Raw genomic sequence first — 20,695 nt, 5'->3', positions numbered from 1 at the left:
GGCACGTGCCGCGGCTCCAGGGGCGACGGTGCGGCTCGAGCCGGGCCTCAGCGCGAGGTGGCGCCGTTGCCGTCGGAGGCGGGGCCGCCGTCGACCGGGATGCGGGTGACCCCGTCGCCGTTCCCGCCGGCCGCGCCCGCCGCCCCGGACAGCCGGCGCAGCAGCGCGTTGACGTCCAGGCCGGTCAGGTCCCCGGACAGCTGCAGGCCCTGGGCCACGTTCGACGCCACGGACCGGCTCAGCGCGTTGGCGCCGTCGGCGGAGATGACGGTCATCTTGTCCACGCCGGCCAGCGGCGCGGAGGCGGCGCCCACGACCTCCGGCAGCACCTTGACCAGCATCTCCAGGATCGCCGCCTCGCCGTACTTCTCGAACGCCTCGGCCCGCACGTCCAGTGCCTCGGCCTCGGCCTGCCCGCGGGCGAGGATCGCGGCGGCCTCGGCCGCGCCCTCCCGCTCGACCGCGTCGGCGATGGCCTGGCGGCGCAGCTTCTCGGCCTCGCCGCGCTTGGCGCCCTCGATCGCCTCGGCCTCGGCCAGCGCCGACCGGCGGGCCCGCTCGCCCTCACCGGAGAGCTTGGCCTGCTCGGCGGCGGCCTGGGCGGCGGCGATGGTGGCCTGCCGCTCGGCCTCGGCGGTGAGGATCGCGGCGTTCTTGCGCGCCTCGGCCTCCTGCTCGACGCGGTAGCGCTCGGCGTCGGCCGGGCGGCGGACCTGGGTGTCCAGCTGCCGCTCGGTCAGCGCCGCGGTGCGGACGGCGACCTTCTCCTGCTCGCTGAGGATCGCCTGGTCCTGCGCGGCCTGCGCGAGCGGTCCGGCGGCGGCCGCCTTGGCCTTCGCCGCGTCGGTCTCGGCGCTGATCTCGGCCTGCCGCAGCGCCAGCTGCCGCTGCGCGACGGCGATCGCCTCGTCGGCCAGCAGCTGCTCCTGCTGCGCGGCCTGCCGGGCGCGGGCCTCGGCGATGCTGGCCTCCTTGAGCACCCGCGCCGCCTCGGGCCGGCCGAGGTCGGCCAGGTAGGTGCCCTCGGCCTGGATGTCCTGCAGCTGGAAGGTGTCCAGCACCAGGCCCTGGCCGGTGAGCGAGGACTCGGCCTCCTCGGCGACGGCGGAGGCGAAGGCGGCGCGGTCGCGGATGATCTCCTCGATCGTCAGCCGGCCGACGATCGAGCGCAGCGCGCCGGCGAGCACCTCCGAGGTGAAGGTGTCGATGCCGCCCTGCTGGTTGAGGAAGCGCTGCGCGGCCGCGCGGATGGCGCCCTCGCTGCCGCCCACCTTGACGATCGCGACGCCTTCGAGGTCGCACTTCACGCCCTGCTTGGACACCGCGCCGCGGATGCCGACCGGGATGCGCCGGCTGGACAGGTCCATCGTGTGCAGCTTCTGCACGACCGGGAGCACGAAGACGCTGGCCCCCATGACGACCTTCTGGCCCGAGGCGTCGCGCGAGATCACGCCGTCCGCGCCGGTCACCTGGCGGCCCTGCCGGCCGGTGACGATGAAGGCCTGGTTGGGCCCGGCCACCTTGATCCGGCTGAGCACGAACAGCACGAGCACGATCGCGAGGACGACGATGCCGCCGATGGCGAGCAGCAGGGTCATGCGGGTTCTCCGAGTTCTGGGAGGGGGTCGGGCGCGGTCGAGACGACGTGGACGGCGGTCTCGCTGAGCACCTCGACCACGTAGACGGGGGTGCCGGCCGGCAGCGGGACGTCGCTGCGGGCGGCGTACTTGATGCTCTGGCCGGCCAGGCCCAGCCGGACCTCGCCGAAGCCGGCGGCCGGGATGGCCGAGACGACGACGCCCTGCGTGCCGGCCAGGTGGTGGCGGGTCAGGGTCTCGGTGGTCGGCATGTCGCGCAGCGCCCGGGACAGCCGGATCGCGCCCCAGGCCAGGGGGACGGCGAGCGCCAGCCCGACGAGGAGGGCGATGACCACCGCCCCGCCGGTCGCCAGCGTCTCCGGTAGCAGCGCGAGCGCGGCGGCACCGCCGAAGCCGACCCCGCCGAGCAGCGCCGCCACCGCCTCGAGCGAGAAGGGGCCGCCGTCGGCGTCGAACGCCAGGTGCCCGATCTCGCCGACGACGAGGGAGATCACGAGCAGGACGACGCCGATCCCGCCGACGACGAGGAAGGTGGTCGCGGCGGCGGTCACGGTCCTCCTCGATCGGCGGGTGCGGCCGCAGGATCGCAGGTCAGCAGGCCCCTGCCAACCGATTCGGGGACGGCGCCGTGCCGGTTCACCCGGGCGTGTCGGCGGCCTGGGGGAGGATCGGGGCGTGCGTCGAGAGGCCAGCGTGCTCCACCTGGACCTCGACGCCTTCTTCGCCGCCGTCGAGCAGCGGGACAAGCCCTCGCTGCGGGGCCGGCCCGTGGTCGTCGGCGGGGTGGGCGGGCGCGGCGTCGTCGCGACCGCCTCGTACGAGGCCCGCGCCTACGGCGCCCGGTCGGCGATGTCGACCGCGGAGGCCCGCCGCCGCTGCCCGCCCGGGACGGCGTTCCTCGGCGGCCGGTTCGGCGCCTACCGGGCCACCTCCGACGTCGTGATGGCGCTGCTGCGGGAGCTGTCGCCGCTGGTCGAGCCGGTGTCGATCGACGAGGCGTACGTCGACCTCGCGGCCGGCGCCGGCGCCGACCTGTCGGTGGACGGCGTCACCGCGCTGGCCCGCGGGCTGAAGGAGCGGATCGCGGCGGCGACCGGCGGGGTGACCGGCTCGGTGGGCATCGGCAGCTCGAAGCTCATGGCCAAGCTCGGGTCGGAGCTGGACAAGCCCGACGGCCTGGTCGTCGTCGCGCCCGGCACCGAGCTGGACGTGCTGCACCCGCTGCCGGTCACGACGCTGGGCGGCGTCGGGCCGGCGACCGCCGAGCGGCTGCACGCGGTCGGCGTCCGCACGGTCGGCGACCTGGCCGCCCGCTCCCTGCCCGACCTCGTCGCGCTGGCCGGCCGCGCGCACGGCACCGGGCTGTACCAGCTGGCGCGGGCCGAGGACGACCGCGCCGTCGTCCCCGACCGGGAGACCAAGTCCGTGTCGGCCGAGGAGACCTTCGAGCGGGACCTGACCGACCGGGCGGTGCTCGGCCGGGAGATCGACGCGATGGCCGCCCGCGTCGGCGGCCGGCTGCGCGCGGCCGCGTACTCCGGCCGCACGGTGACCCTCAAGCTGCGCCGCTACGACTTCACGACGCTGACCCGCTCGCAGACGCTGCCGCAGCCCACCGACGACCCGCGGCAGATCGCCGGCATCGCCCGGCGGCTGCTGGACGAGGCCGGCACGGCGGGCGGGCTGCGGCTGCTCGGTGTGGGGGTCTCGGGGCTGTCGCTGTACGTGCAGGGGGACCTGTTCGCCGAGGAGCCGGACGACGGCGACGACGCGGAGGCGGCCGTCCCCGACGCCGCGGAGCCCGAGCCCGACCTGCCCGCGGAGCGGCGCTGGTGGCCGGGGCAGGACGTCCGGCACGACGAGCTGGGCCCGGGCTGGGTGTGGGGGCGCGGCATCGGCCGGGTCACGGTGCGGTTCGAGGGGCCGCGCACCCCGCCGGGGCCGGTGCGGACCTTCCCCGCCGACGACCCGGCGCTGCGCCCGGCCGACCCGCCGGACTGGCGGGCTCCCGCCTGAACGCCGCGCGGCGCACACTGCCCCGCATGGCGCGGTGGGCCGAGGTGGCGGCGGAGGTGCCGGACCTGGCCGGCCTGGTGCGGGCGGCCTTCGCCACGTCGCCGCACGCGACGATGGCGACGCTGCGGGCCGACGGCGGGCCGCGGATCAGCGGCACCGAGGTGGAGTTCACCGCCGACGGCGAGCTGCGGATCGGCTCGATGACCGGCGCGGTGAAGGCCCGGGACCTGCTGCGCGACCCGCGGGTGGCGCTGCACAGCCCGACCGTGGACCCCGGCGAGGGCGGCACGGCCTGGCCGGGCGAGGGGAAGGTCGCCGGGCGGGCGGTGCACGAGGGGGAGGCCGACGGCGCGCACCTCTTCCGGCTCGACCTCGCCGAGGTCGTGTGGACCGGCCACACCGCCGACCGGACGGCGCTGCGCATCCTGGCCTGGCACCCCGGCCGCGGCCTCGAGGAGCACGTGCGGACCTGACCGGCCGGCCGCGGCGGCGTCCGGAGAGGATGGGCCCATGACCGAGCCGAGCGCCTGGGTGCGGATGACCGAGGCCGACCCCGGCCACTCCCCGGCCTACGTGGAGCGCTTCCGCCGGCTGGCCGCGCAGGGCACCGACATCGTCGGCGAGGCCCGGCTGGTCGACGCGATGCTGCCGCGCGGCGCGCGGGTGCTCGACGCCGGTTGCGGGCCGGGCCGGGTCGGCGGGCACCTCGCCCGCGCCGGGCACGACGTCACCGGGGTGGACGTCGACCCCGTGCTGATCGCCGCCGCCGTCGAGGACCACCCCGGGCCGCGGTGGCTGGTCGGCGACCTGGCCGAGCTCGACCTGCCCGACCGGTTCGACGCGATCGTCTGCGCCGGCAACGTCGTGACCTTCCTGGCGCCGAGCACCCGCGTGGAGGTGCTGCGCCGCTTCCGCGCGCACCTGGCGCCCGGCGGGCGGGCGGTCGTGGGCTTCGGCGCCGGCCGCGACTACGCCTTCGACGACTTCCTCGCCGACGCCGGCACGGCCGGGCTGGCGCCGTCGGTGCTGCTGTCGACCTGGCACCTGCACCCGTTCACGCCCGGCTCGGACTTCCTCGTCGCGGTCCTCGTCCCGGCCTGACGGGACGAGATCTGCACAGTCGTCGCCATCAGCGCTCGATGGCGACGACTGTGCAGATCTCGCGGAGGTCGTGTCGGGTCAGATCGCCGGGACGGCGAGGGCCAGGGTCAGCTCGAGCACCGTCCGCGGGTCGTCGAGCCGGTCGCCGAACAGCTCCCGCAGCTGCCCCATGCGGTACCGGACCGTCTGCGGGTGCACGAACAGCTCCGCCGCCACCTGCTCGCGGCGGCCCTGGTGCAGCAGCCACGAGCGCAGCGTCTCGGTGAGCTTCTCCCGCGCCGCCACGCCGACCCGGTCCAGCGGGGCCAGCACCCGGGCGCGGAGGTCGGCCAGGGCGGTGGCGTCGGCCCGCAGCACCAGCTCCGCGAGCCGCTCCTCGGTGTCCAGCGGCGCGCCGTCCTGCGGCCGCAGGCCCATCTGCAGGGCCCGCTGCGCGCGGGCGTAGGAGGTGTGCGCCTGGGCCCACGGCCGCGGCGGGCCGACGACGGCCTCCTTGCCCTGCAGCGCGGCCAGCAGCGGGGCCCGCCCGCGCCCCTCGGCGTCCGGGACCAGCAGCGTCACCCGCTCCGGGCCGGGGCCGACGTCGGGGATCTCCTCGGTGCTGACCAGGGTGCGCACGTCCAGGCCCGACAGGGCGGTCCGGGCGGAGGTCTCGGGCAGCAGGACGGCGGTGAGCGTGCGCGGCGGCAGCCACTCGGCGCGCTCGGCGGCGGCGGTCAGGTCGTGCAGCGGGCGCCCGGCGAGCAGGACGGCGGCCAGCCGCTCCAGGTGCCGGCGGCGGGCCCGGCCGGTGGAGGCCAGCTCGTCGGCGTGCCCGGCGACGCTGGAGGCCGACAGCTGGTCGATGTAGGCGAACACCAGCTCGGCGAAGCGGGCCAGGCCCTCCGGGGACAGGCCGGCGGCGACCGCCGCGCTGCTCATGTGCCGCCAGGCGACCCGGGCCCCCACCCGGTAGGCCGCCAGCAGCGCGTCCATCGACCGGCCGCTGCGGGCCTCGCCGCGACCCAGCGAGTAGGCCCCGTCCAGGGCCGGCCCGACCGGCCGGCTGGGGTCGGCCCCGCCGGTGGCCAGGGTGAGGAAGCCGCCGAGGGCCAGCTGGACGGCGCGGTCGATGGTGCGGCCCATGTCGCCGCCCAGGGCGTCGGTGTAGCTGGGCACCTCGTCGACGATCGCGGCGATGGTCGACTCCGCGACGGCGGGCAGCTGGCGGCCCAGCGCGACCGCCACGTCCGGCGGGAACGGCGATCCGTCCTCGGCCACGGCGTCCCCTCCGATCCGGCGCGGTTGTCCCCTGCGAACAAAGTACCGGCGCCGATTCACGTCAACGGCACAGGTACTTGGTCCCTTTCTTGGGAAACCTCGTGACATGACCGTGACCCAGCCGAGTCCTTCCCCGGCCCGGCCCCGGCTGACCGCGCTGCGGGACCGCGTGCTCAAGCTCGCCGAGTTCGCCACGACGCCGCTGCTGCCGTCCGACTACCTCGACCTGGTCGACCCGCTGCGCTCCGGCGCCGCGCTGCGCGGCCGGATCGAGGCGGTGCACCGCGAGACCCGGGACGCCGCGACGATCGTGATCCGCCCCGGCCGCGACTGGCGGCCGCACGTGCCGGGCCAGTACGTGCGGATCGGGATCGACGTCGACGGCGTCCGCCAGTGGCGCGCCTACTCGATCACCTCGGTGCTCGGGCGGGCCGACGGCTGCTTCACGATCACCGTCAAGGCCATCCCGGACGGGCGCGTGAGCAACCACCTGGTGCACCGGACCGAGCCCGGCACCCTGGTGCACCTGGACCAGGCCACCGGCGAGTTCGTGCTGCCGCGGCCGTGCCCGGACAAGGCGCTGTTCGTCACCGCCGGCTCCGGGATCACGCCGGTCATGGGCATCCTGCGCAACCTCGCCGACGACGAGCTCACCGACGTCGTCCTGGTGCACTCCGCGCCCACCGCCGAGGACGTCGTCTTCGGCGCCGAGCTGCGCGACCTGGCCGCCGCCGGGCGGATCCGCCTGGTCGAGCAGCACACCGACACCGCCGGGATGCTCTCCGCCGCCGACGTCGCCGCCCTGGTGCCCGACCTGGCCGAGCGCGCCACCTGGGCCTGCGGCCCGGTCGGGATGCTCGAGGCGCTGGAGGAGCACTGGGCCGGCGCCGGGCTGGCCGACCGGCTGTACACCGAGCGCTTCCGGCCCACCGTGATCGCCGCCGACGGCGAGGGCGGCACGGTCTCCTTCACCCGCAACGGCGCCACGGTCGACGCCGACGCAGCCACCCCGATCCTCGACGCCGCCGAGCAGGCCGGCGTCCTCATGCCGAGCGGCTGCCGCATGGGCATCTGCTTCGGCTGCGTGCTGCCGCTGCGCGAGGGCGCCGTCCGCGACCTGCGGACCGGCGAGGTGACCACCGCCGTCCCGGGCGACGGCGTCCTCGTCCAGACCTGCGTGAGCGCCGCCGCCGGCGCCTGCGCCATCGACCACTGAGCCGAGCCCCGGCCACCCCGACCGCACCCCGACCTGACCTGAGGAGCGGAACCTCCCGCATGACCGCCATCCAGAAGAAGTCCGACAACCCCATCGCGCACCTCACCGCCGAGGACGTCGAACTCCTCGGCAAGCAGCTGGACGCGATCCGGCAGAGCGTGCTCGACAGCCGCGGCGAGTCCGACGCCCGCTACATCCGCACGGTCATCGACGTGCACCGCAAGCTGGAGCTGGGCAGCCGCGCCGTCCTGCTCGCCTCGGGCTTCCCGCCCGCCTGGATCCTGGGCACGATCGGCCTGTCGGTCGCCAAGATCCTCGAGAACATGGAGATCGGGCACAACGTCCTGCACGGGCAGTGGGACTGGATGCGCGACCCGAAGATCCACTCCACGACGTGGGAGTGGGACATGGCCAGCCCGGCCGAGCAGTGGAAGCACTCGCACAACCAGCTGCACCACACGTACACGAACGTGATCGGCAAGGACAACGACCTGGGCTACGGCATCATGCGGGTCGACGAGGACCAGAAGTGGGGGCCGGGCTACCTGCTCCAGCCGCTGTGGAGCTTCGTCAACGCCTGCTTCTTCGAGTACGGGATCGCGGCGTACGACCTGGAGCTGGGCGCCGTCCTCGCCAAGAAGCAGACGGGGGACCCCGAGTTCCGCCGCCGCGGCAAGGCGGTGCTGCGCAAGATCGGGCGCCAGGTCCGCAAGGACTACGTCGTCCACCCGCTGCTGTCCGGGCCGAACATCGTGCCCACGCTGGCGGCCAACTTCGTCGCGAACATCGTGCGCAACCTGTGGTCGAACTCCGTGATCCTCTGCGGGCACTTCCCCGAGGGCGTCGAGACGTTCGAGAAGCGCTCGATCGACGGCGAGACCAAGGGCGAGTGGTACATCCGCCAGATGCTCGGCTCGGCCAACATCTCCGGCGGCAAGGCCATCCACCTGATGACCGGCAACCTCTCGCACCAGATCGAGCACCACCTCTTCCCCGACCTGCCGAGCAACCGGTACGCGGAGATCGCACCGAAGGTGAAGGCCCTGTTCGACGAGTACGGCCTGAACTACCACTCGGCGCCGATGTACGAGCAGGTGTACTCGGCCTGGCACAAGATCTTCCGGCTGTCGCTGCCGAACGGGTGGCTGGACAACACGACCGTGAAGAACCTGCCGCAGCAGCTGGTCAAGCTGTGGCGGATGTCGACCGGCTCGAAGGTCACCCGCCGCCGGCTGCAGCTGGCCGAGATGGCCGCCTGACGCCGCACCACCGATCCGCCGGACACCCGCGGCCCGGGACGCCCCACGTCCCGGGCCGCGGGTGTTCGATCGTCCGATGCCGCGGAACCTCGCCGCCTTCCTCGACGGCACGTGGAGCGACAGCAACGCGCACACCAACGTCGTGCAGGTCTGCAACCGGGTGCCCGACGAGGCGCCGGGGGTGCGCCAGGAGAAGTGCTACGTCCGCGGCGTCGGCACGGGGGTGTCCGACCGCCTCGTCGGCGGCGCCTTCGGCGTCGGGGTGGACGAGAACATCCGCCGCGCCTACGCCTTCCTGGCGGAGCGGTGGGCCTCCGACGACGACCGGATCTTCCTCATCGGGTACAGCCGGGGGGCGTTCACCGCGCGCAGCCTCGCCGGGATGATCGCCAAGTGCGGGCTGATCCGCGCCGAGGACCTCCCCGCCGAGGCCGTCTTCCGGCGCTACCGCGACACCTCCGCCCCGGGGCTGCGCGAGATGCAGGCCGGCGAGCGGCGGCCGCGCACCGCCGAGGACGAGCTCGTCCTCGCCTCCTCGCGGCTGGTGCGGATCCGCTTCCTGGGCGTCTTCGACACCGTCGGCGCGCTCGGCATCCCCGGGGGGCTGGGGCGCTGGCTCACCCGCCGCCGCTACCAGTTCCACGACACCAACCTGAGCGGCCTGGTGGACGTCGCCTGCCACGCGGTCGCCGTCGACGAGCACCGCGGGTGGTTCGAACCGACGATGTGGACCAGCGTGCCCGTCCCGATCCCCGGCCACCCCACCACGGTGGAGCAGCGCTGGTTCGTGGGCGGGCACACCAACGTCGGCGGCGGGGGGACGAGGGAGCCGCAGCGGCGCAACCCGCTGTCGGTCGTGACCCGCGAGTGGGTCGTCGGGCGGGCGGTCGAGGCCGGGCTGGTGGTCGACCCGCCCCGGCCGGCGCCCACCGGGGACGAGTGGCAGGGCCGGATCGACGACTGGTCCCGGGGCCTGCTCGGCCGGCTCACCGGCCTCCTGCCGGGGAACCGCACGCTGCTGCGCCCGGTCCGCGAGGCCGTCGCGGAGACCCTGGACGACGGCGTGCTGCGCCGGTGGGGGACCGGCCGGCCGCCGTACGAGCCGCGCAACCCGCACCTCGAGCCGTGGGTGCGGTCGCTGCTCTGACCGGGTGGGACCAGCTGCTGTGTGTGTGGCCCCGGCCGCGGCGCACGGGAACCCGCTGCCGCTGCTGCGCGCGGGGGACTGACACCCGAGAACGACCGAGGCCCGCAGCGATCGCACGCTGCGGGCCTAGGGTCGAGAGGGCGCCGGGGTCAGTTGGCCATGTCCACGAAGCGGCTGTAGTGGCCCTGAAAAGCGACCGTGACGTTGGCCGTCGGGCCGTTACGGTGCTTCACCAGCATGATGTCGGCCTCGCCGGCCCGCGGCGACTCCTTCTCGTACATGTCTTCTCTGTGGATCATCATCACCATATCGGCGTCCTGCTCGATCGAGCCCGATTCGCGAAGGTCGGAGAGCATCGGCTTCTTGTCCTGCCGCTGCTCGGACCCACGGTTCAGCTGCGACATCGCGATGACCGGGCACTCGATCTCCTTGGCGAGGAGCTTGAGTGCACGGGAGAACTCGGAGACCTCCTGCTGGCGGCTCTCCACCCGCTTGCCCGACGTCATCAGCTGCAGGTAGTCGATGACCACGAGCTTCAGGTCGTTCCGCTGGCGGAGACGCCGCGCCTTGGCTCGGATCTCCATCATCGTCATGTTGGGCGAGTCGTCGATGTAGAGCGGGGCGTCGGCCACCTCACCCATCCGGCGGGCCAGCTTCGACCAGTCCTCGTCCGACAGCGTGCCGGCGCGCATGTGGTGCAGCGGCACCTTGGCCTCGGCCGACAGCAGACGCATGGTGATCTCGTGCTTGCTCATCTCGAGCGAGAAGATGACCGTCGCCATGTGGTGCTTGATCGCCGCTGAACGCGCGATGTCCAGGCCCAGCGTCGAGTTGTGGGTCGGGATGAAGCTGCGGCCGGCCAGGAACAGCGAGTCGGCCGCGTCGACCTGGATGCAGCGCACCGGCACGCTCGCGATCGGGCGGACGTCGGTGATGAACCGGCTGCCCCGCGCGGTGAACGTGCGGGCCCCCCGCTCCTTGTGCAGCAGCTTCTTGCGCTCGAGGCGGAAGACCTCGTCGTCGGTGCTGAAGGTCAGCGTGTAGCAGGTCGAGGACTCCTCGCTGCGGCCCTTCACGCGCTTGGTGGTCATCCGCACCCGGTGCCCGAGGCTCGCGATCAGCTCGCGGGTGTCCTCGGCCAGCCGCCGGCTGGTGACCCCGAACTGCACGACCCCGCTGGGGGCCACGGTGCCGTCGGTGTCGAGCAGACCCGCCAGCAGTGCCCGCCGCTGGGCCACCGAGGCCCGCAGGTAGGCGACGGGGATGTGCTTGTCGCCGAGCACCCCGAGGCCGCGCAGGAGCGCCTTCACGGTGCCGTGGTCGTCCCGGCAGGCCTGGCACTGGGCGAGGCCGGACGACGGCCCGCCGCAGTCCGGGCAGGTCGCCTGGCGACCGACGCCGCCGCCGGCGCGCAGCCGCCCACCGCACGTCTTGCCACAGGTCTGCACCTGCGACGTCCGCGGCACGAACAGCTCGCCGCAGATCGGGCACGGGCGGGCGGCGACCTCGGCCTGCGGCAGCCGGAGCGAGTACCGCCGGTCGGTGCCCGTCGGCTCGGCAACGAGCCCCTCGGCCTCGATGTACACGGCGATCTCGGGGTCGGCGCTGGTGAACTGGGCCGCGGCCGAGGTGCCGTCGCCGAGCCAGACGCCCAGCGCGTACGGCGGCAGCGGCAGGTCGGCCTCGGGCAGGTCCAGCGGGGCTGCGTTGGTCACCGAGTGGTTGAGCCGGGCGTCCCGGGTCGCGCACCGGACGGTGCGGGCGATCTCCTCGGTGGTGCGCACCTCGGCGAAGGTCTGCTGGCTGCGGTACCCGTTGTAGCCGCTGCGGGCCGCCTGCGCCGACTTCCGGCTGGCGCGGGTCTCGGTGAGCCACTGGTGCTGGGCGTCGGCGACGATCACGGAGCCGTCGGAGAAGTGCACCTCATAGCAGGGCCGGCCGGTCATCACCTCGGTCGCCGCGACCACCGTCGTCGGCCGGCCGTCGGAGCCGAGCACGCGGTCGCCGATCGCGATCTCGCCCATCGTCGTCCACCCGGTCGGCGTCGCGATGGGGGTGTCGAGCGCCAGGGCCTTGCCGACACCGGGACGGGCGGCGATGACGACCATCTGACCGGCCTGGAGGCCGTTGGTGAGCTCGTCGAGGTCGCGGATTCCGGTCGGCACGCCGCGGCTGACCCCGCCGCGGCTGGCGATGGCGTCGAGCTCGTCCATCGTCGGCTGGAGGATGTCCTCGAGCCGCGAGTAGTCCTCGCTCATCCGCTTCTCGGTGACGTCGTAGATCTCCTGCTGGGCGCGGTCGACGATGTCGTCGACGTCGCCCCGCCCGCCGGCCGCGCCGTAGCCCAGCTGGACGACGCGCGTGCCGGCCTCGACCAGCCGCCGCAGCACGGCCTGCTCGGCCACGATCGCGGCGTAGTAGCCGGCGTTGGCCGCGGTGGGCGTCGAGGCGATCAGCGTGTGCAGGTAGACCGCGCCGCCCATCTTCGACAGCTGGTCGGTGCGGTTGAGCTCGGCGGCGACGGTGATCGCGTCCGCGGGCTCGCCCCGGCCGTAGAGGTCGAGGATGCAGTCGAAGATGATCTGGTGCGCCGGCCGGTAGAAGTCGGCGCTGTGCAACTGCTCGACGACGTCGGCGATCGCGTCCTTGCTCAGCAGCATCCCGCCGAGCACCGACTGCTCCGCCTGGACGTCCTGCGGCGGCTGCCGGTCGTACTCCGGCGCCGTCGCCTGCGGCCGGCTGAAGTCGTCGGCCACCGCCACGTCAGTCCTCCATCCACTCTCCGGCGCACCCCGTCACAGGCCCCGGCCGCTGAGCCGGGGCCTGGTGGGGGAAGCACCAGGACGTCGTCCACCTGTCTCGAACGCTTGTTCGAGACGTTCCTACCGGCGGCCACCGACAGTTCGGGCCGGACGGGCAGGCGAAGAGGACGTTAGGAACGGCGGACCGGTCCGTCCATCACCGCTGTGGGCCCCGTTCTGCACAACTTGTGGACAAGTCGGTGGACACAGGCGTGTCGACATGTGGAGACAGCGGGGGACGGCGACGCGCTCGGGCGCGTATCCCGCGGCTGACCAGCGCAGGGACGACACACCGGGTGTGGACGGGAGAAATCCGGGAGAACTCGCCGTGTCGTCCCCCGGCGTGTCGCCCGCCCGGCGCACCCGTCCCAGGCGCCCCACCGGCGGGTCGTCGTCCACAAGAGCCGGACGTCACGAGCGGTGTGCGGCCACGACCCGATCCGGCCGCCGGACGGTCGTGCGGCGCACAGCGCCCGTGGCACGGGTCGGGGCGCGGGGGGCGCGGCGGGGCGTGCCGCGGGCCCGGAGCGGGGCGCAGCGCCCTGTCAACGCCCCGGGAACGCCACGAGGGGCGCCGGACCGGAGTCCGACGCCCCTCGTGGGGTGCTGCGGGTGTCAGGCCGCGACGACGTCGATCGTCAGCTCGGAGGCCACCTCGGGGTGGATCCGGACGGTGACCTTGTGCTGGCCGGTCGTCTTGATGCTGCTGGGCAGCTCGATGCGACGACGGTCCAGCTCCGGGCCGCCGGCCGCGGTGACCGCGGCGGCGACGTCGGCGGTGGTGACGCGGCCGAACAGGCGGCCGCCCTCACCGGCGCGGGCCGGCACGCGGACGGTCAGGCCACCGAGGCGGCCGGCCACGGCCTGCGCCTCCTCGAGGCTGCGCACGTCGCGGGCGGCACGGGCCCGGCGGAGCGAGTCCACCTGCTTCTCGGCACCGCGGGTGGCGACGATGGCCAGCCCGCGGGGCAGGAGGTAGTTGCGGCCGTAGCCGCCCTTGACCTCGACGGTGTCGCCGGAGGACCCGAGACCGGTGACCTCCTGCGTCAGGATCAGCTTCATCGTGCTCATGGTCAGCGCGCCGTGGAGGTGTAGGGCAGCAGCGCCATCTCGCGGCTGTTCTTCACGGCCGTCGCGACGTCACGCTGGTGCTGGCTGCAGTTGCCGCTGACGCGGCGGGCACGGATCTTGCCGCGGTCGGAGATGAACTTCCGCAGCAGGGTCGTGTCCTTGTAGTCGACGTAGGTCGCCTTGTCCTTGCAGAACTGGCAGACCTTCTTCTTGGGCTTGCGCACGGGGGGCTTGGGCACTGGGTTCTCCAGGTACGACGTGGATCAGGGAATGAGGATCAGAAGGGCGGCTCGTCGGACGGGCCGGCGGGCGTCGACCACGGGTCGCTCGCGCCACCGCCGCCGCCACCGCCACCGAAACCGCCGCCACCGCCGCCGCCGAAGCCGCCGCCACCCTCGCCGCGCTGGGCCTTGGTGACCTTCGCGGTGGCGTAGCGCAGCGAGGGGCCCACCTCGTCGACCTCGAGCTCGACGACGGTGCGCTTCTCGCCCTCCTTCGTCTCGAAGGAGCGCTGCTTGAGGCGACCGGAGACGATGACCCGCGAGCCGCGGGTGAGGGACTCGGCGACGTTCTCCGCCGCCTGCCGCCACACGTTGCAGCGCAGGAAGAGCGCCTCGCCGTCCTTCCACTCCTGCGACTGACGGTCGAACGTCCGCGGGGTGGAGGCGACGGTGAAGTTGGCGACCGCGGCACCCGACGGCGTGAACCGCAGCTCCGGGTCGGAGGTCAGGTTGCCGATGACGGTGATGACGGTCTCGCCGGCCATGGTCAGTGGACCTCGGGCCGCATCAGCTTGGTGCGCAGGACCGACTCGTTGAGGTTCAGCTGCCGGTCGAGCTCGGCCACGGCCGCGGGCTCGGCGTTGATGTCGATGACGGCGTAGATGCCCTCGATCTGCTTCTTGATCTCGTAGGCGAGCCGGCGACGACCCCAGATGTCGACCTTGCCCACCGTGCCACCGGAGTTGGTGACGACGGTCAGGAACCGGTCGAGGGAGGGCGCGATCGTGCGCTCCTCCAGCTCGGGGTCGAGGATGACCATCAGTTCGTAGTTGCGCATGGAGAAACCCCACCTCCTCTGGTCTCGGCGGCTGCAGTGCATCTGCAGCAGGAGGGTCGTACATGCGTCGCGCGCCCCCACCGCCGGACGACGGCCGGGAACGCGCCACCGCACAGGCTACCAGTGCGGTCGTTCGCGCTCCCCGGGCGTCCACAGGCGGACGCACGACGGCCGCCGCCCCCGGCGGGGACGGCGGCCGGCGACGAGGTGCTCAGCGGGAGCGGTGCGACCCGCCGCTGCGGGTGGCCAGCTGGGTGCGGACCAGCGCGGCGGCGGCCGCGACCAGCGCGACGACCGCCACGAGGGCGGGCAGCGGGAGGGTGTCGCCGGGCGTGCCGGCGGGGCCGGCGCTGGTCGCGCTCTCCTCGTCCAGGGCGGCGTCCCCGAGGCCGGAGAGCTGCCCGAACACCGGCACCGCGGCGCCGTCGTACCCGCCGGCACCGCCGGAGCCGTTCGCCGCCCCGCCGCCGGGCACCGCGCTGGCGCCCGAGCCGGGCGTGAACCGGCTGAGGTCCAGCGCACCGGCGCCGCCGCCGGTGGGCGACATGTCCGCGGCCCCCAGCCCGGTGTCGTAGGCGTAGGGCGAGCCGTCGACGCCGGACGCGGCCGGCGCCTGCGGCACCACCGGCTGCTCCGGGGCGGGGGCCTCGCCCTGCGGCAGCACCTGGGGGAGCACCTGGCCCAGGCCCGGCAGGCTCGGGACGTCGATGGTCGGCAGCTGCGGCAGGTTCACCGACGGCAGGTTCGGCAGCGGGATCAGCGTGTTCACGATGAACGGCGTCGGGACGCCGATGGTCACCGTGGTCTGCGTGCCGTTGTAGGTGACGACCTGGCTCTGCGGCAGCGCGGCCAGCGCCCGGCTGGTGACCGTGTCCAGCAGCGACCCGACGACCGAGGCGTCCGGGACGCTGACCCGGTAGGTGTAGGTGATCCAGCACGGGCCGATGCAGTTGTCGTCGAACCGCTCCTCCACCGACTGGCCGCGCTGCAGCGGGTGGTCGCCGGAGGGCAGCCGCAACGCGACGTCGGTGTGCACTCGCACCGTCACCAGCGACGGCAGCAGGCCCCCGCCGCCCACCTGCAGCGTCTTGTCCTCGATCAGGTTCGTGAAGCGCACCGTGTCGCCCGGGTCGACGCTCACCAGCGGCGGCGTCAGGTCCCGGATGTCGACCGGCACGGTGTCCGCCGCGCTCGCGGACGGGGCGGCCAGGACCGACCCGGCCAGGATTGCCAGCCAGAGCAGCACCGCTCCGGCGAGCCCCCGCCGCGCGCTGCGTCGGATCCGCCCCGTCGCCATCCCTGCACACCCTCCGTCGAGCTACTGGGGAGTAACCCCCGTCACGGTGCAGGAACGATGATGTGTGTCCCGGGTTACGGCCAAACCTGTCATCGGCCGGAACTACTGTCGCCGACGTGGCCTCCCACCCGATCGGCGTACACGTCGGCCCCGGCCTGACCGAGGACGACCAGCTGCTGGACGGCGGGCCGGTCGCCCGCGCGGCGGAGATGGACGCCGACGGCGTCCAGGTCTTCCTGGCCGACCCGCAGGGCTGGAAGGCGCCGAAGCCGCGGCCCGACGCAGAGGCCCTGCGCGACGGCGGCGTCACCGTCGTCGTGCACGCCCCCTACGTGCTCAACGTGGCCACGACCAACAACCGGATCCGGATCCCCAGCCGCAAGCTGCTCGGCCAGCACGCGCAGGCCGCGGCGGCCGTCGGCGCGCTCGGCCTGGTGGTGCACGGCGGGCACGTGCTCGCCCAGGACGACCCGGCCACCGGCGTGGACAACTGGCGCAAGACGTTCACCCGCCAGGCCGAGACCGGCGGCTTCGCCGTCCCGCTGCTCATCGAGAACACCGCCGGCGGCGGCAACGCGATGGCCCGCGACCTCGACGCCCTGGCCCGGCTGTGGGAGGCGGTCGGCGAGTTCGGCGCCGGGTTCGTGCTCGACACCTGCCACGCGTGGGCGGCCGGCTGGGACCTGGAGACGGCGGTGGACGACGTCCGCGCCATCACCGGCCGGATCGACGTCGTCCACCTGAACAACAGCCGCGACCCCGCCGGCTCCAGCCGCGACCGCCACGCGCCGCTGGTCGGCGGCGAGATCCCGACCGAGGTCCTGCTGGCCGTGGCCCGCGCCGCGGACGCCGCGATCGTGCTGGAGACCCCGGGCGACGCGGCCGCCCACGCGGAGGAGGTGGCGCTGGTCAGGTCGGCGATCGGCTGAGCCGGGGTGTCGGCCGGTGGGCCGGCAGGGTGAACCGGTCCGGGGCGTGGTCCAGCACCCCGCCGGCCGGGTCGTCGACGCCGGGCCAGCTCGTCCGGACGACGTCGTGGTCGGGCCGCCAGACCTCCCGGACGACCAGGGCGATCAGCAGCACCACGGCGACGTCCCGGGCCACGACGACGATCCAGAACCACTCCTCGTCGATGCCGCGGTTGGCGGTGCCGAGGTACCAGAGCAGCGTGACCACCCAGACCAGCGCCTCGACCGCCTGCCACAGCAGCAGCGAGCGCCAGCGCGGCCGGGCCAGCACCGCGAGCGGCAGCAGCCACAGCGAGAACTGCGGGCTCCACACCTTGTTCAACAGCAGGAAGCCGGCCACCAAAAGGAACGCCACCTGCGCCACCCGGGGCCGCACCGGCGCCGCCAGCGTCAGCCAGGCCACCCCCAGCCCGTAGGCCAGCAGCAGCACGGCGATGACCGCGTTGAGCACCGACGGCGTCTCGCCCTCGGCGAGCGGTCCGTCGAACGCCCGCCCGTCGGTGAGCGTGAGGACGAGGTTCCACAGCGTCTCGGGGTTGGCCGGCCGGCTGCGGCTGAAGGTGAAGAACGTCGCCCAGTTGTCGAACGCCAGCACCGCCACCGGCACGTTGACCGCCAGCCAGGCGACGACGGCCGCGGCGGCGGTGCGCAGCCAGGTGCGCCACCGCCCGGCCCGCAGGCACAGCAGCAGCAGGGCGCCGAGCACCAGCAGCGGGTAGAACTTCGCGGCCACCGCCAGCCCCAGCAGCACCCCGGCGAGGACCTCCCGCTGCCGCGCCCAGGCCCACATGCCCAGCCCGGTGAGCGCGACGGCGAGCAGGTCCCAGTTGGTGAACGCGTGCACCAGCAGGAGCGGGGAGAGCGCGAACATCGCGGTGTCCCACGGCCGGCGCCCGGCCAGCGCCATCACGGTGCGGGTGGCCACCAGCGCCAGCAGCGACAGCAGCAGGCACGTCACCACGTAGTAGGCCTGCACGTCGGGCACGGTGGGCAGCCAGCCGTCCGGGCCGGAGAGCTCGCCGTAGGCGCGGGCCAGCCCGGCGGCGACGGCCATCAGCCCGCCGGTCAGTACCGGGTACTCGACCGCGGAGTCCAGGTAGGGGACGGCGCCCTCGTCGAGGCCGTGCACGCCCCACAGCGGGACGGCGTCGTTGTAGCAGAAGTGCGTGTACTGGACGTGCCCCTGCCAGTTGCCCGAGGAGCAGGGCGCCTGCTTGGTCCAGGCCACGGCGAGCACGGTCGTGGCGAACAGCAGGCAGATCCGCAGCGGCGTCCAGAACAGCGCGCGGCCGGTCACCGCGTGCCGGCCCCACGGGCCGCCGACGGCCTCGCTGGCCTGGGCGGCGATCGGGTCGGTCCAGGTCGGCACCACCCGGTCCGGACCCGGCGGGAGGGTGGCCGCCGCGGGCCCCCCGGACGGCACGGACCCCCCGGCAGCGGAGCTGTCCGGAGGGTCCGTGGGGTGCGCGCCGGTCACGGCGCCAGTCTGCCCCGGCCTCAGCCGCCGCCGGGCGCGGCCTGCTGCGGGTTGCCCGGGCCGCCGCCCTGCCCGCCGCCGGGCGCCTGGGTGCCCTGCTGGTTCCCGGGGACGGGCAGCAGCGGGGTCGGGGTCGGCGTGGGCGTCGGGGTGGGGGTCGGCGTCGGCGTGGGGGTCGGCGTCGGGGTCGGCGTGGGCGTGTCCTCCGGCTCCTCGACCGTGGTGGTGGGCGCCGACTGCGTCGTCTGTGGGGCCTGCGACGTCTGCGGGGCCTCCTCGGTCGCCGGCGGCCCGTTCCGGTCGGCGTCGATCACCGGCTCGTCGGGCAGCGGCTCCTCCGGCGTGCCGGCCAGGACGGTGTCCATGAACTGCTGCCAGATGGCCCCCGGCAGCCCGGAGCCGTAGATGATCGAGCCCGCGGCGTTGACGATCGGGTCGCGGGCGTCGGTGCCCATCCACACCGCCGTCGACAGCGACGGGGTGTAGCCGACCATCCAGGCGTCGGAGTTGTCCGTGGCGTTGAGCCCCTGGGTACCGGTCTTGCTGGCCACCGGGCGGTCCCCGTCCAGGGAGCGACGGGAGTAGTCCGCCACGCCCTCGAGCGCGTACGTCGTGTCGTTGGCGACGTCGGTCGGGATCACCTGCTCGCCGGGGTCGCCGCCGTACTCGAGCAGCGTCGCGCCGGAGGTGTCGGTCACCCGCGAGACGAAGTACGGGCTGCGCTCGATGCCGCCGGCGGCCAGCGTGGCGAAGCCGTGCGCCTGGTCGATGGGGCGCATCTCGTACTCGCCGATGCCGATCGCCGACCCGGTGAAGCCGTCGGCGTTGGCCAGCGTCGTCTGGCCCTCCAGGAACCCGCCCTGCCAGGTCTCCGGCAGGCCGGTGGCGGCCAGCGCCGTGCCGCGCACCTCGTCGGGCCCGACCTCGTAGGCCAGCCCGTAGAACGTGGTGTTCAGCGACCGGGTCATCGCCTCGACGAGGGTGCAGTTCCCGCACGAGGCGCCGCCGGAGTTGCGCACCGGGGCCTCGCGGTCGGGGAACGTCTGCGGCGAGGAGCCGTCGCGGCGCGACTGCACCCCGATGCCCTGCTCCAGCGCCGTGGCCAGCACGTAGGGCTTCATCGAGGAGCCGGGCTGGCGCTGGGACTGGGCGTAGTCGGTGCCGGTGCCGTTCGGCCCGCCGTAGTAGGCCTGGACGGCGCCGGTGCGCGGGTCGATGGCGACCAGGGCCTGCCGCAGGTTCTCCGGCTCGCCCTGCATCACGTCGGTGACCGCGGCGACCGCCGCGTCCTGCGCGGGCTTGGAGATCGTGGTGGTGATCCGCAGGCCGCCGGCGTAGATCTGCTGGTCGGTGTAGCCCTTGGCGCGCAGCTCGGCGAGCGCCTGCTGCACGATCAGGCCCTCGGGCCCGCCCGGGATGCGCAGGCTGCTGTCGGTGCGCGGCAGGACCGGCGGGAACACCGCGGCGGCGCGCTGCTCGGCGGTGACCCAGCCCTCCTCCTCCATGGTGTCCATCACCCGCTCCCAGCGGCTGAGCGCGCCCTCGGGGTTGACCTCGGGGTCGTTGTTGGAGGGGTTGCGGATCAGGACGGCGAGGGCGGCGCCCTGCTCGGCGGTCAGCGCGCTGGCCGGGACGCCGAAGAAGGTGGTGGCCGCGGCCTCGATGCCGTAGGCGCCGCGGCCGAAGTAGATGGTGTTGAGGTAGTTCTCGAGGATCTCGTCCTTCGAGTACTCGTTGTCCAGCTTGATGGCCAGGAAGAGCTCCTGGAACTTGCGGCTGAACGTCTGCTCCGTCGACAGGAAGGCGTTCTTGACGTACTGCTGGGTGATCGTCGACCCGCCCTGCGTCGAGCCGCCGGTGACGTTGTTCCAGGCCGCGCGGACGATGCCGGTGAACGAGATGCCGGGGTCGGAGTAGAAGTTGCGGTTCTCCGCCGCGAGGATCGCGTTGCGGGCCGGCTCCGACACCTGGTCGAGCGGGACGTTGGTGCGGTTCTCGTCGCCGAGGCGGGCCATCTCGGTCGTGCCGTCGGCGTAGTAGACGACCGTCGTCTGCGCGTTCTGCACGCTGCTCGGGTCGGGCACCTCCGTCGTCGCGTAGACGACGCCGACGAAGACGGCGAGCAGCACGAACATCCCGGCGACGACGCCGGCGAGGATCTTCAGCCGGCGACGGCGACGCTGCTTCTTGGTGCGGACGGACTTGCCCCGGCCGCCGCGGCCGTTGCCGCCCGCGGACGGCCGCCCGCCGCCCGGGCCCTTGCCCGGCGGGCGGTTGCCGCCGGAGCCCGATGCGCCGGCGCGGGACGCCGTGGTCCGTCCCCGGCCCGCGCCCGAGCGGGCGGGGGGAGGCCGACGGACCGAGCCGGCCCCCGGGCCGACCGGCGACGTCTCGTCGTGGGAGGGCACGAGCGAGCCCCTTCCTG

The 20,695-nt window shown here is 74.2% G+C and carries 18 protein-coding genes; 7 read left to right on the top strand and 11 right to left on the bottom strand.

The features are described 5' to 3' along the window. Window positions 1–47: 47 nt before the first annotated feature. Together ACI79F_RS09645 and ACI79F_RS09640 are read right to left on the bottom strand one after the other, a co-directional pair. Window positions 48–1,598 carry a flotillin family protein gene (locus ACI79F_RS09645; protein ID WP_456544351.1) on the bottom strand — a complete coding sequence of 517 codons (1,551 nt, stop codon included), beginning with the start codon at window positions 1,596–1,598 and terminating at the stop codon, window positions 48–50. Continuing rightward, window positions 1,595–2,149, bottom strand: a complete 555-nt coding sequence (locus ACI79F_RS09640) for an NfeD family protein (RefSeq protein WP_456544350.1) — start codon at window positions 2,147–2,149, stop codon at window positions 1,595–1,597. The genes ACI79F_RS09645 and ACI79F_RS09640 overlap by 4 nt, the downstream gene beginning before the upstream one ends. Before the next feature lie 124 nt (window positions 2,150–2,273). Between ACI79F_RS09640 and ACI79F_RS09635 the strand changes: the two genes are divergently transcribed. The 3 genes from ACI79F_RS09635 to ACI79F_RS09625 are packed head-to-tail and all read left to right on the top strand — an operon-like array spanning window position 2,274 to window position 4,715. Further along, window positions 2,274–3,614 (top strand): DNA polymerase IV, encoded by a 1,341-nt coding sequence (locus ACI79F_RS09635; protein ID WP_456544349.1) that lies wholly within the window; start codon window positions 2,274–2,276, stop codon window positions 3,612–3,614. A gap of 26 nt (window positions 3,615–3,640) precedes the next feature. After that, window positions 3,641–4,087, top strand: a complete 447-nt coding sequence (locus tag ACI79F_RS09630) for a pyridoxamine 5'-phosphate oxidase family protein (protein WP_456544348.1) — start codon at window positions 3,641–3,643, stop codon at window positions 4,085–4,087. 37 nt (window positions 4,088–4,124) lie between these two features. After that, window positions 4,125–4,715 carry a class I SAM-dependent methyltransferase gene (locus tag ACI79F_RS09625; protein WP_456544347.1) on the top strand — a complete coding sequence of 197 codons (591 nt, stop codon included), beginning with the start codon at window positions 4,125–4,127 and terminating at the stop codon, window positions 4,713–4,715. 78 nt (window positions 4,716–4,793) lie between these two features. On the opposite strand, the gene ACI79F_RS09620 is transcribed toward ACI79F_RS09625, so the two are convergent. Then, window positions 4,794–5,975, bottom strand: coding sequence for a PucR family transcriptional regulator (locus ACI79F_RS09620; protein ID WP_456544346.1), 1,182 nt, complete (start codon window positions 5,973–5,975; stop codon window positions 4,794–4,796). Window positions 5,976–6,081: 106 nt separating this feature from the next. Here ACI79F_RS09620 and ACI79F_RS09615 point away from each other — a divergent pair, with 106 nt between their 5' ends. The 3 genes from ACI79F_RS09615 to ACI79F_RS09605 all read left to right on the top strand — a co-directional run bounded on the left by ACI79F_RS09615 (window position 6,082) and on the right by ACI79F_RS09605 (window position 9,597). Next, window positions 6,082–7,191, top strand: coding sequence for a ferredoxin reductase (locus ACI79F_RS09615; RefSeq protein WP_456544345.1), 1,110 nt, complete (start codon window positions 6,082–6,084; stop codon window positions 7,189–7,191). 59 nt (window positions 7,192–7,250) lie between these two features. Further along, a complete protein-coding gene (locus ACI79F_RS09610) occupies window positions 7,251–8,450 on the top strand; it encodes a fatty acid desaturase family protein (protein WP_456544344.1) in 1,200 nt (399 codons plus the stop codon). A gap of 76 nt (window positions 8,451–8,526) precedes the next feature. Then, window positions 8,527–9,597: a DUF2235 domain-containing protein gene (locus ACI79F_RS09605; protein WP_456544343.1), complete on the top strand. Its 1,071-nt coding sequence runs from the start codon at window positions 8,527–8,529 to the stop codon at window positions 9,595–9,597. 149 nt (window positions 9,598–9,746) lie between these two features. Here the strand turns inward: ACI79F_RS09605 and dnaB are convergent, their stop codons facing one another. The 6 genes from dnaB to ACI79F_RS09575 all read right to left on the bottom strand — a co-directional run bounded on the left by dnaB (window position 9,747) and on the right by ACI79F_RS09575 (window position 15,825). Further along, window positions 9,747–12,359, bottom strand: a complete 2,613-nt coding sequence (gene dnaB, locus ACI79F_RS09600) for a replicative DNA helicase (RefSeq protein ID WP_456544342.1) — start codon at window positions 12,357–12,359, stop codon at window positions 9,747–9,749. Window positions 12,360–13,013: 654 nt separating this feature from the next. Beyond that, on the bottom strand, window positions 13,014–13,460 hold the full coding sequence (gene rplI, locus ACI79F_RS09595) for a 50S ribosomal protein L9 (RefSeq protein WP_456544341.1): 447 nt from the start codon (window positions 13,458–13,460) through the stop codon (window positions 13,014–13,016). A gap of 11 nt (window positions 13,461–13,471) precedes the next feature. Continuing rightward, on the bottom strand, window positions 13,472–13,708 hold the full coding sequence (rpsR, locus tag ACI79F_RS09590; RefSeq protein WP_014378671.1) for a 30S ribosomal protein S18: 237 nt from the start codon (window positions 13,706–13,708) through the stop codon (window positions 13,472–13,474). Window positions 13,709–13,746: 38 nt separating this feature from the next. Next, complete coding sequence (locus tag ACI79F_RS09585) at window positions 13,747–14,235, bottom strand: single-stranded DNA-binding protein (protein ID WP_456544340.1); 489 nt, start codon at window positions 14,233–14,235, stop codon at window positions 13,747–13,749. A gap of 2 nt (window positions 14,236–14,237) precedes the next feature. After that, window positions 14,238–14,528, bottom strand: a complete 291-nt coding sequence (gene rpsF, locus ACI79F_RS09580; RefSeq protein ID WP_456544339.1) for a 30S ribosomal protein S6 — start codon at window positions 14,526–14,528, stop codon at window positions 14,238–14,240. A gap of 211 nt (window positions 14,529–14,739) precedes the next feature. Continuing rightward, window positions 14,740–15,825, bottom strand: coding sequence for a hypothetical protein (locus ACI79F_RS09575; RefSeq protein WP_456544338.1), 1,086 nt, complete (start codon window positions 15,823–15,825; stop codon window positions 14,740–14,742). Between the two features lie 116 nt (window positions 15,826–15,941). Here ACI79F_RS09575 and ACI79F_RS09570 point away from each other — a divergent pair, with 116 nt between their 5' ends. Beyond that, window positions 15,942–16,754 (top strand): deoxyribonuclease IV, encoded by an 813-nt coding sequence (locus tag ACI79F_RS09570; protein ID WP_456544337.1) that lies wholly within the window; start codon window positions 15,942–15,944, stop codon window positions 16,752–16,754. Here ACI79F_RS09570 and ACI79F_RS09565 read toward each other — a convergent pair. Together ACI79F_RS09565 and ACI79F_RS09560 are read right to left on the bottom strand one after the other, a co-directional pair. Beyond that, a complete protein-coding gene (locus ACI79F_RS09565; protein ID WP_456544336.1) occupies window positions 16,735–18,162 on the bottom strand; it encodes a glycosyltransferase family 87 protein in 1,428 nt (475 codons plus the stop codon). The genes ACI79F_RS09570 and ACI79F_RS09565 overlap by 20 nt on opposite strands. A 128-nt stretch (window positions 18,163–18,290) precedes the next feature. Next, window positions 18,291–20,678: a transglycosylase domain-containing protein gene (locus tag ACI79F_RS09560; protein WP_456544335.1), complete on the bottom strand. Its 2,388-nt coding sequence runs from the start codon at window positions 20,676–20,678 to the stop codon at window positions 18,291–18,293. Window positions 20,679–20,695: the final 17 nt, after the last annotated feature.

The sequence above is a fragment of the Blastococcus sp. SYSU D00868 genome, from assembly GCF_054050575.1.
The sequence above is the reverse complement of the archived record's forward strand: the minus strand, read 5'-3'. Positions and strand labels throughout refer to the sequence as shown.

Excerpts from the sequence above, each read along its gene's own strand:
- ACI79F_RS09645 (WP_456544351.1), bottom strand. The coding sequence starts at position 1,598 with ATGACCCTGCTGCTCGCCATCGGCGGCATCGTCGTCCTCGCGATCGTG.
- ACI79F_RS09630 (WP_456544348.1), top strand. The coding sequence starts at position 3,641 with ATGGCGCGGTGGGCCGAGGTGGCGGCGGAGGTGCCGGACCTGGCCGGC.
- ACI79F_RS09625 (WP_456544347.1), top strand. The coding sequence starts at position 4,125 with ATGACCGAGCCGAGCGCCTGGGTGCGGATGACCGAGGCCGACCCCGGC.
- ACI79F_RS09615 (WP_456544345.1), top strand. The coding sequence starts at position 6,082 with ATGACCGTGACCCAGCCGAGTCCTTCCCCGGCCCGGCCCCGGCTGACC.
- ACI79F_RS09610 (WP_456544344.1), top strand. The coding sequence starts at position 7,251 with ATGACCGCCATCCAGAAGAAGTCCGACAACCCCATCGCGCACCTCACC.
- ACI79F_RS09605 (WP_456544343.1), top strand. The coding sequence starts at position 8,527 with ATGCCGCGGAACCTCGCCGCCTTCCTCGACGGCACGTGGAGCGACAGC.
- rplI (WP_456544341.1), bottom strand. The coding sequence starts at position 13,460 with ATGAAGCTGATCCTGACGCAGGAGGTCACCGGTCTCGGGTCCTCCGGC.
- ACI79F_RS09585 (WP_456544340.1), bottom strand. The coding sequence starts at position 14,235 with ATGGCCGGCGAGACCGTCATCACCGTCATCGGCAACCTGACCTCCGAC.
- rpsF (WP_456544339.1), bottom strand. The coding sequence starts at position 14,528 with ATGCGCAACTACGAACTGATGGTCATCCTCGACCCCGAGCTGGAGGAG.
- ACI79F_RS09575 (WP_456544338.1), bottom strand. The coding sequence starts at position 15,825 with ATGGCGACGGGGCGGATCCGACGCAGCGCGCGGCGGGGGCTCGCCGGA.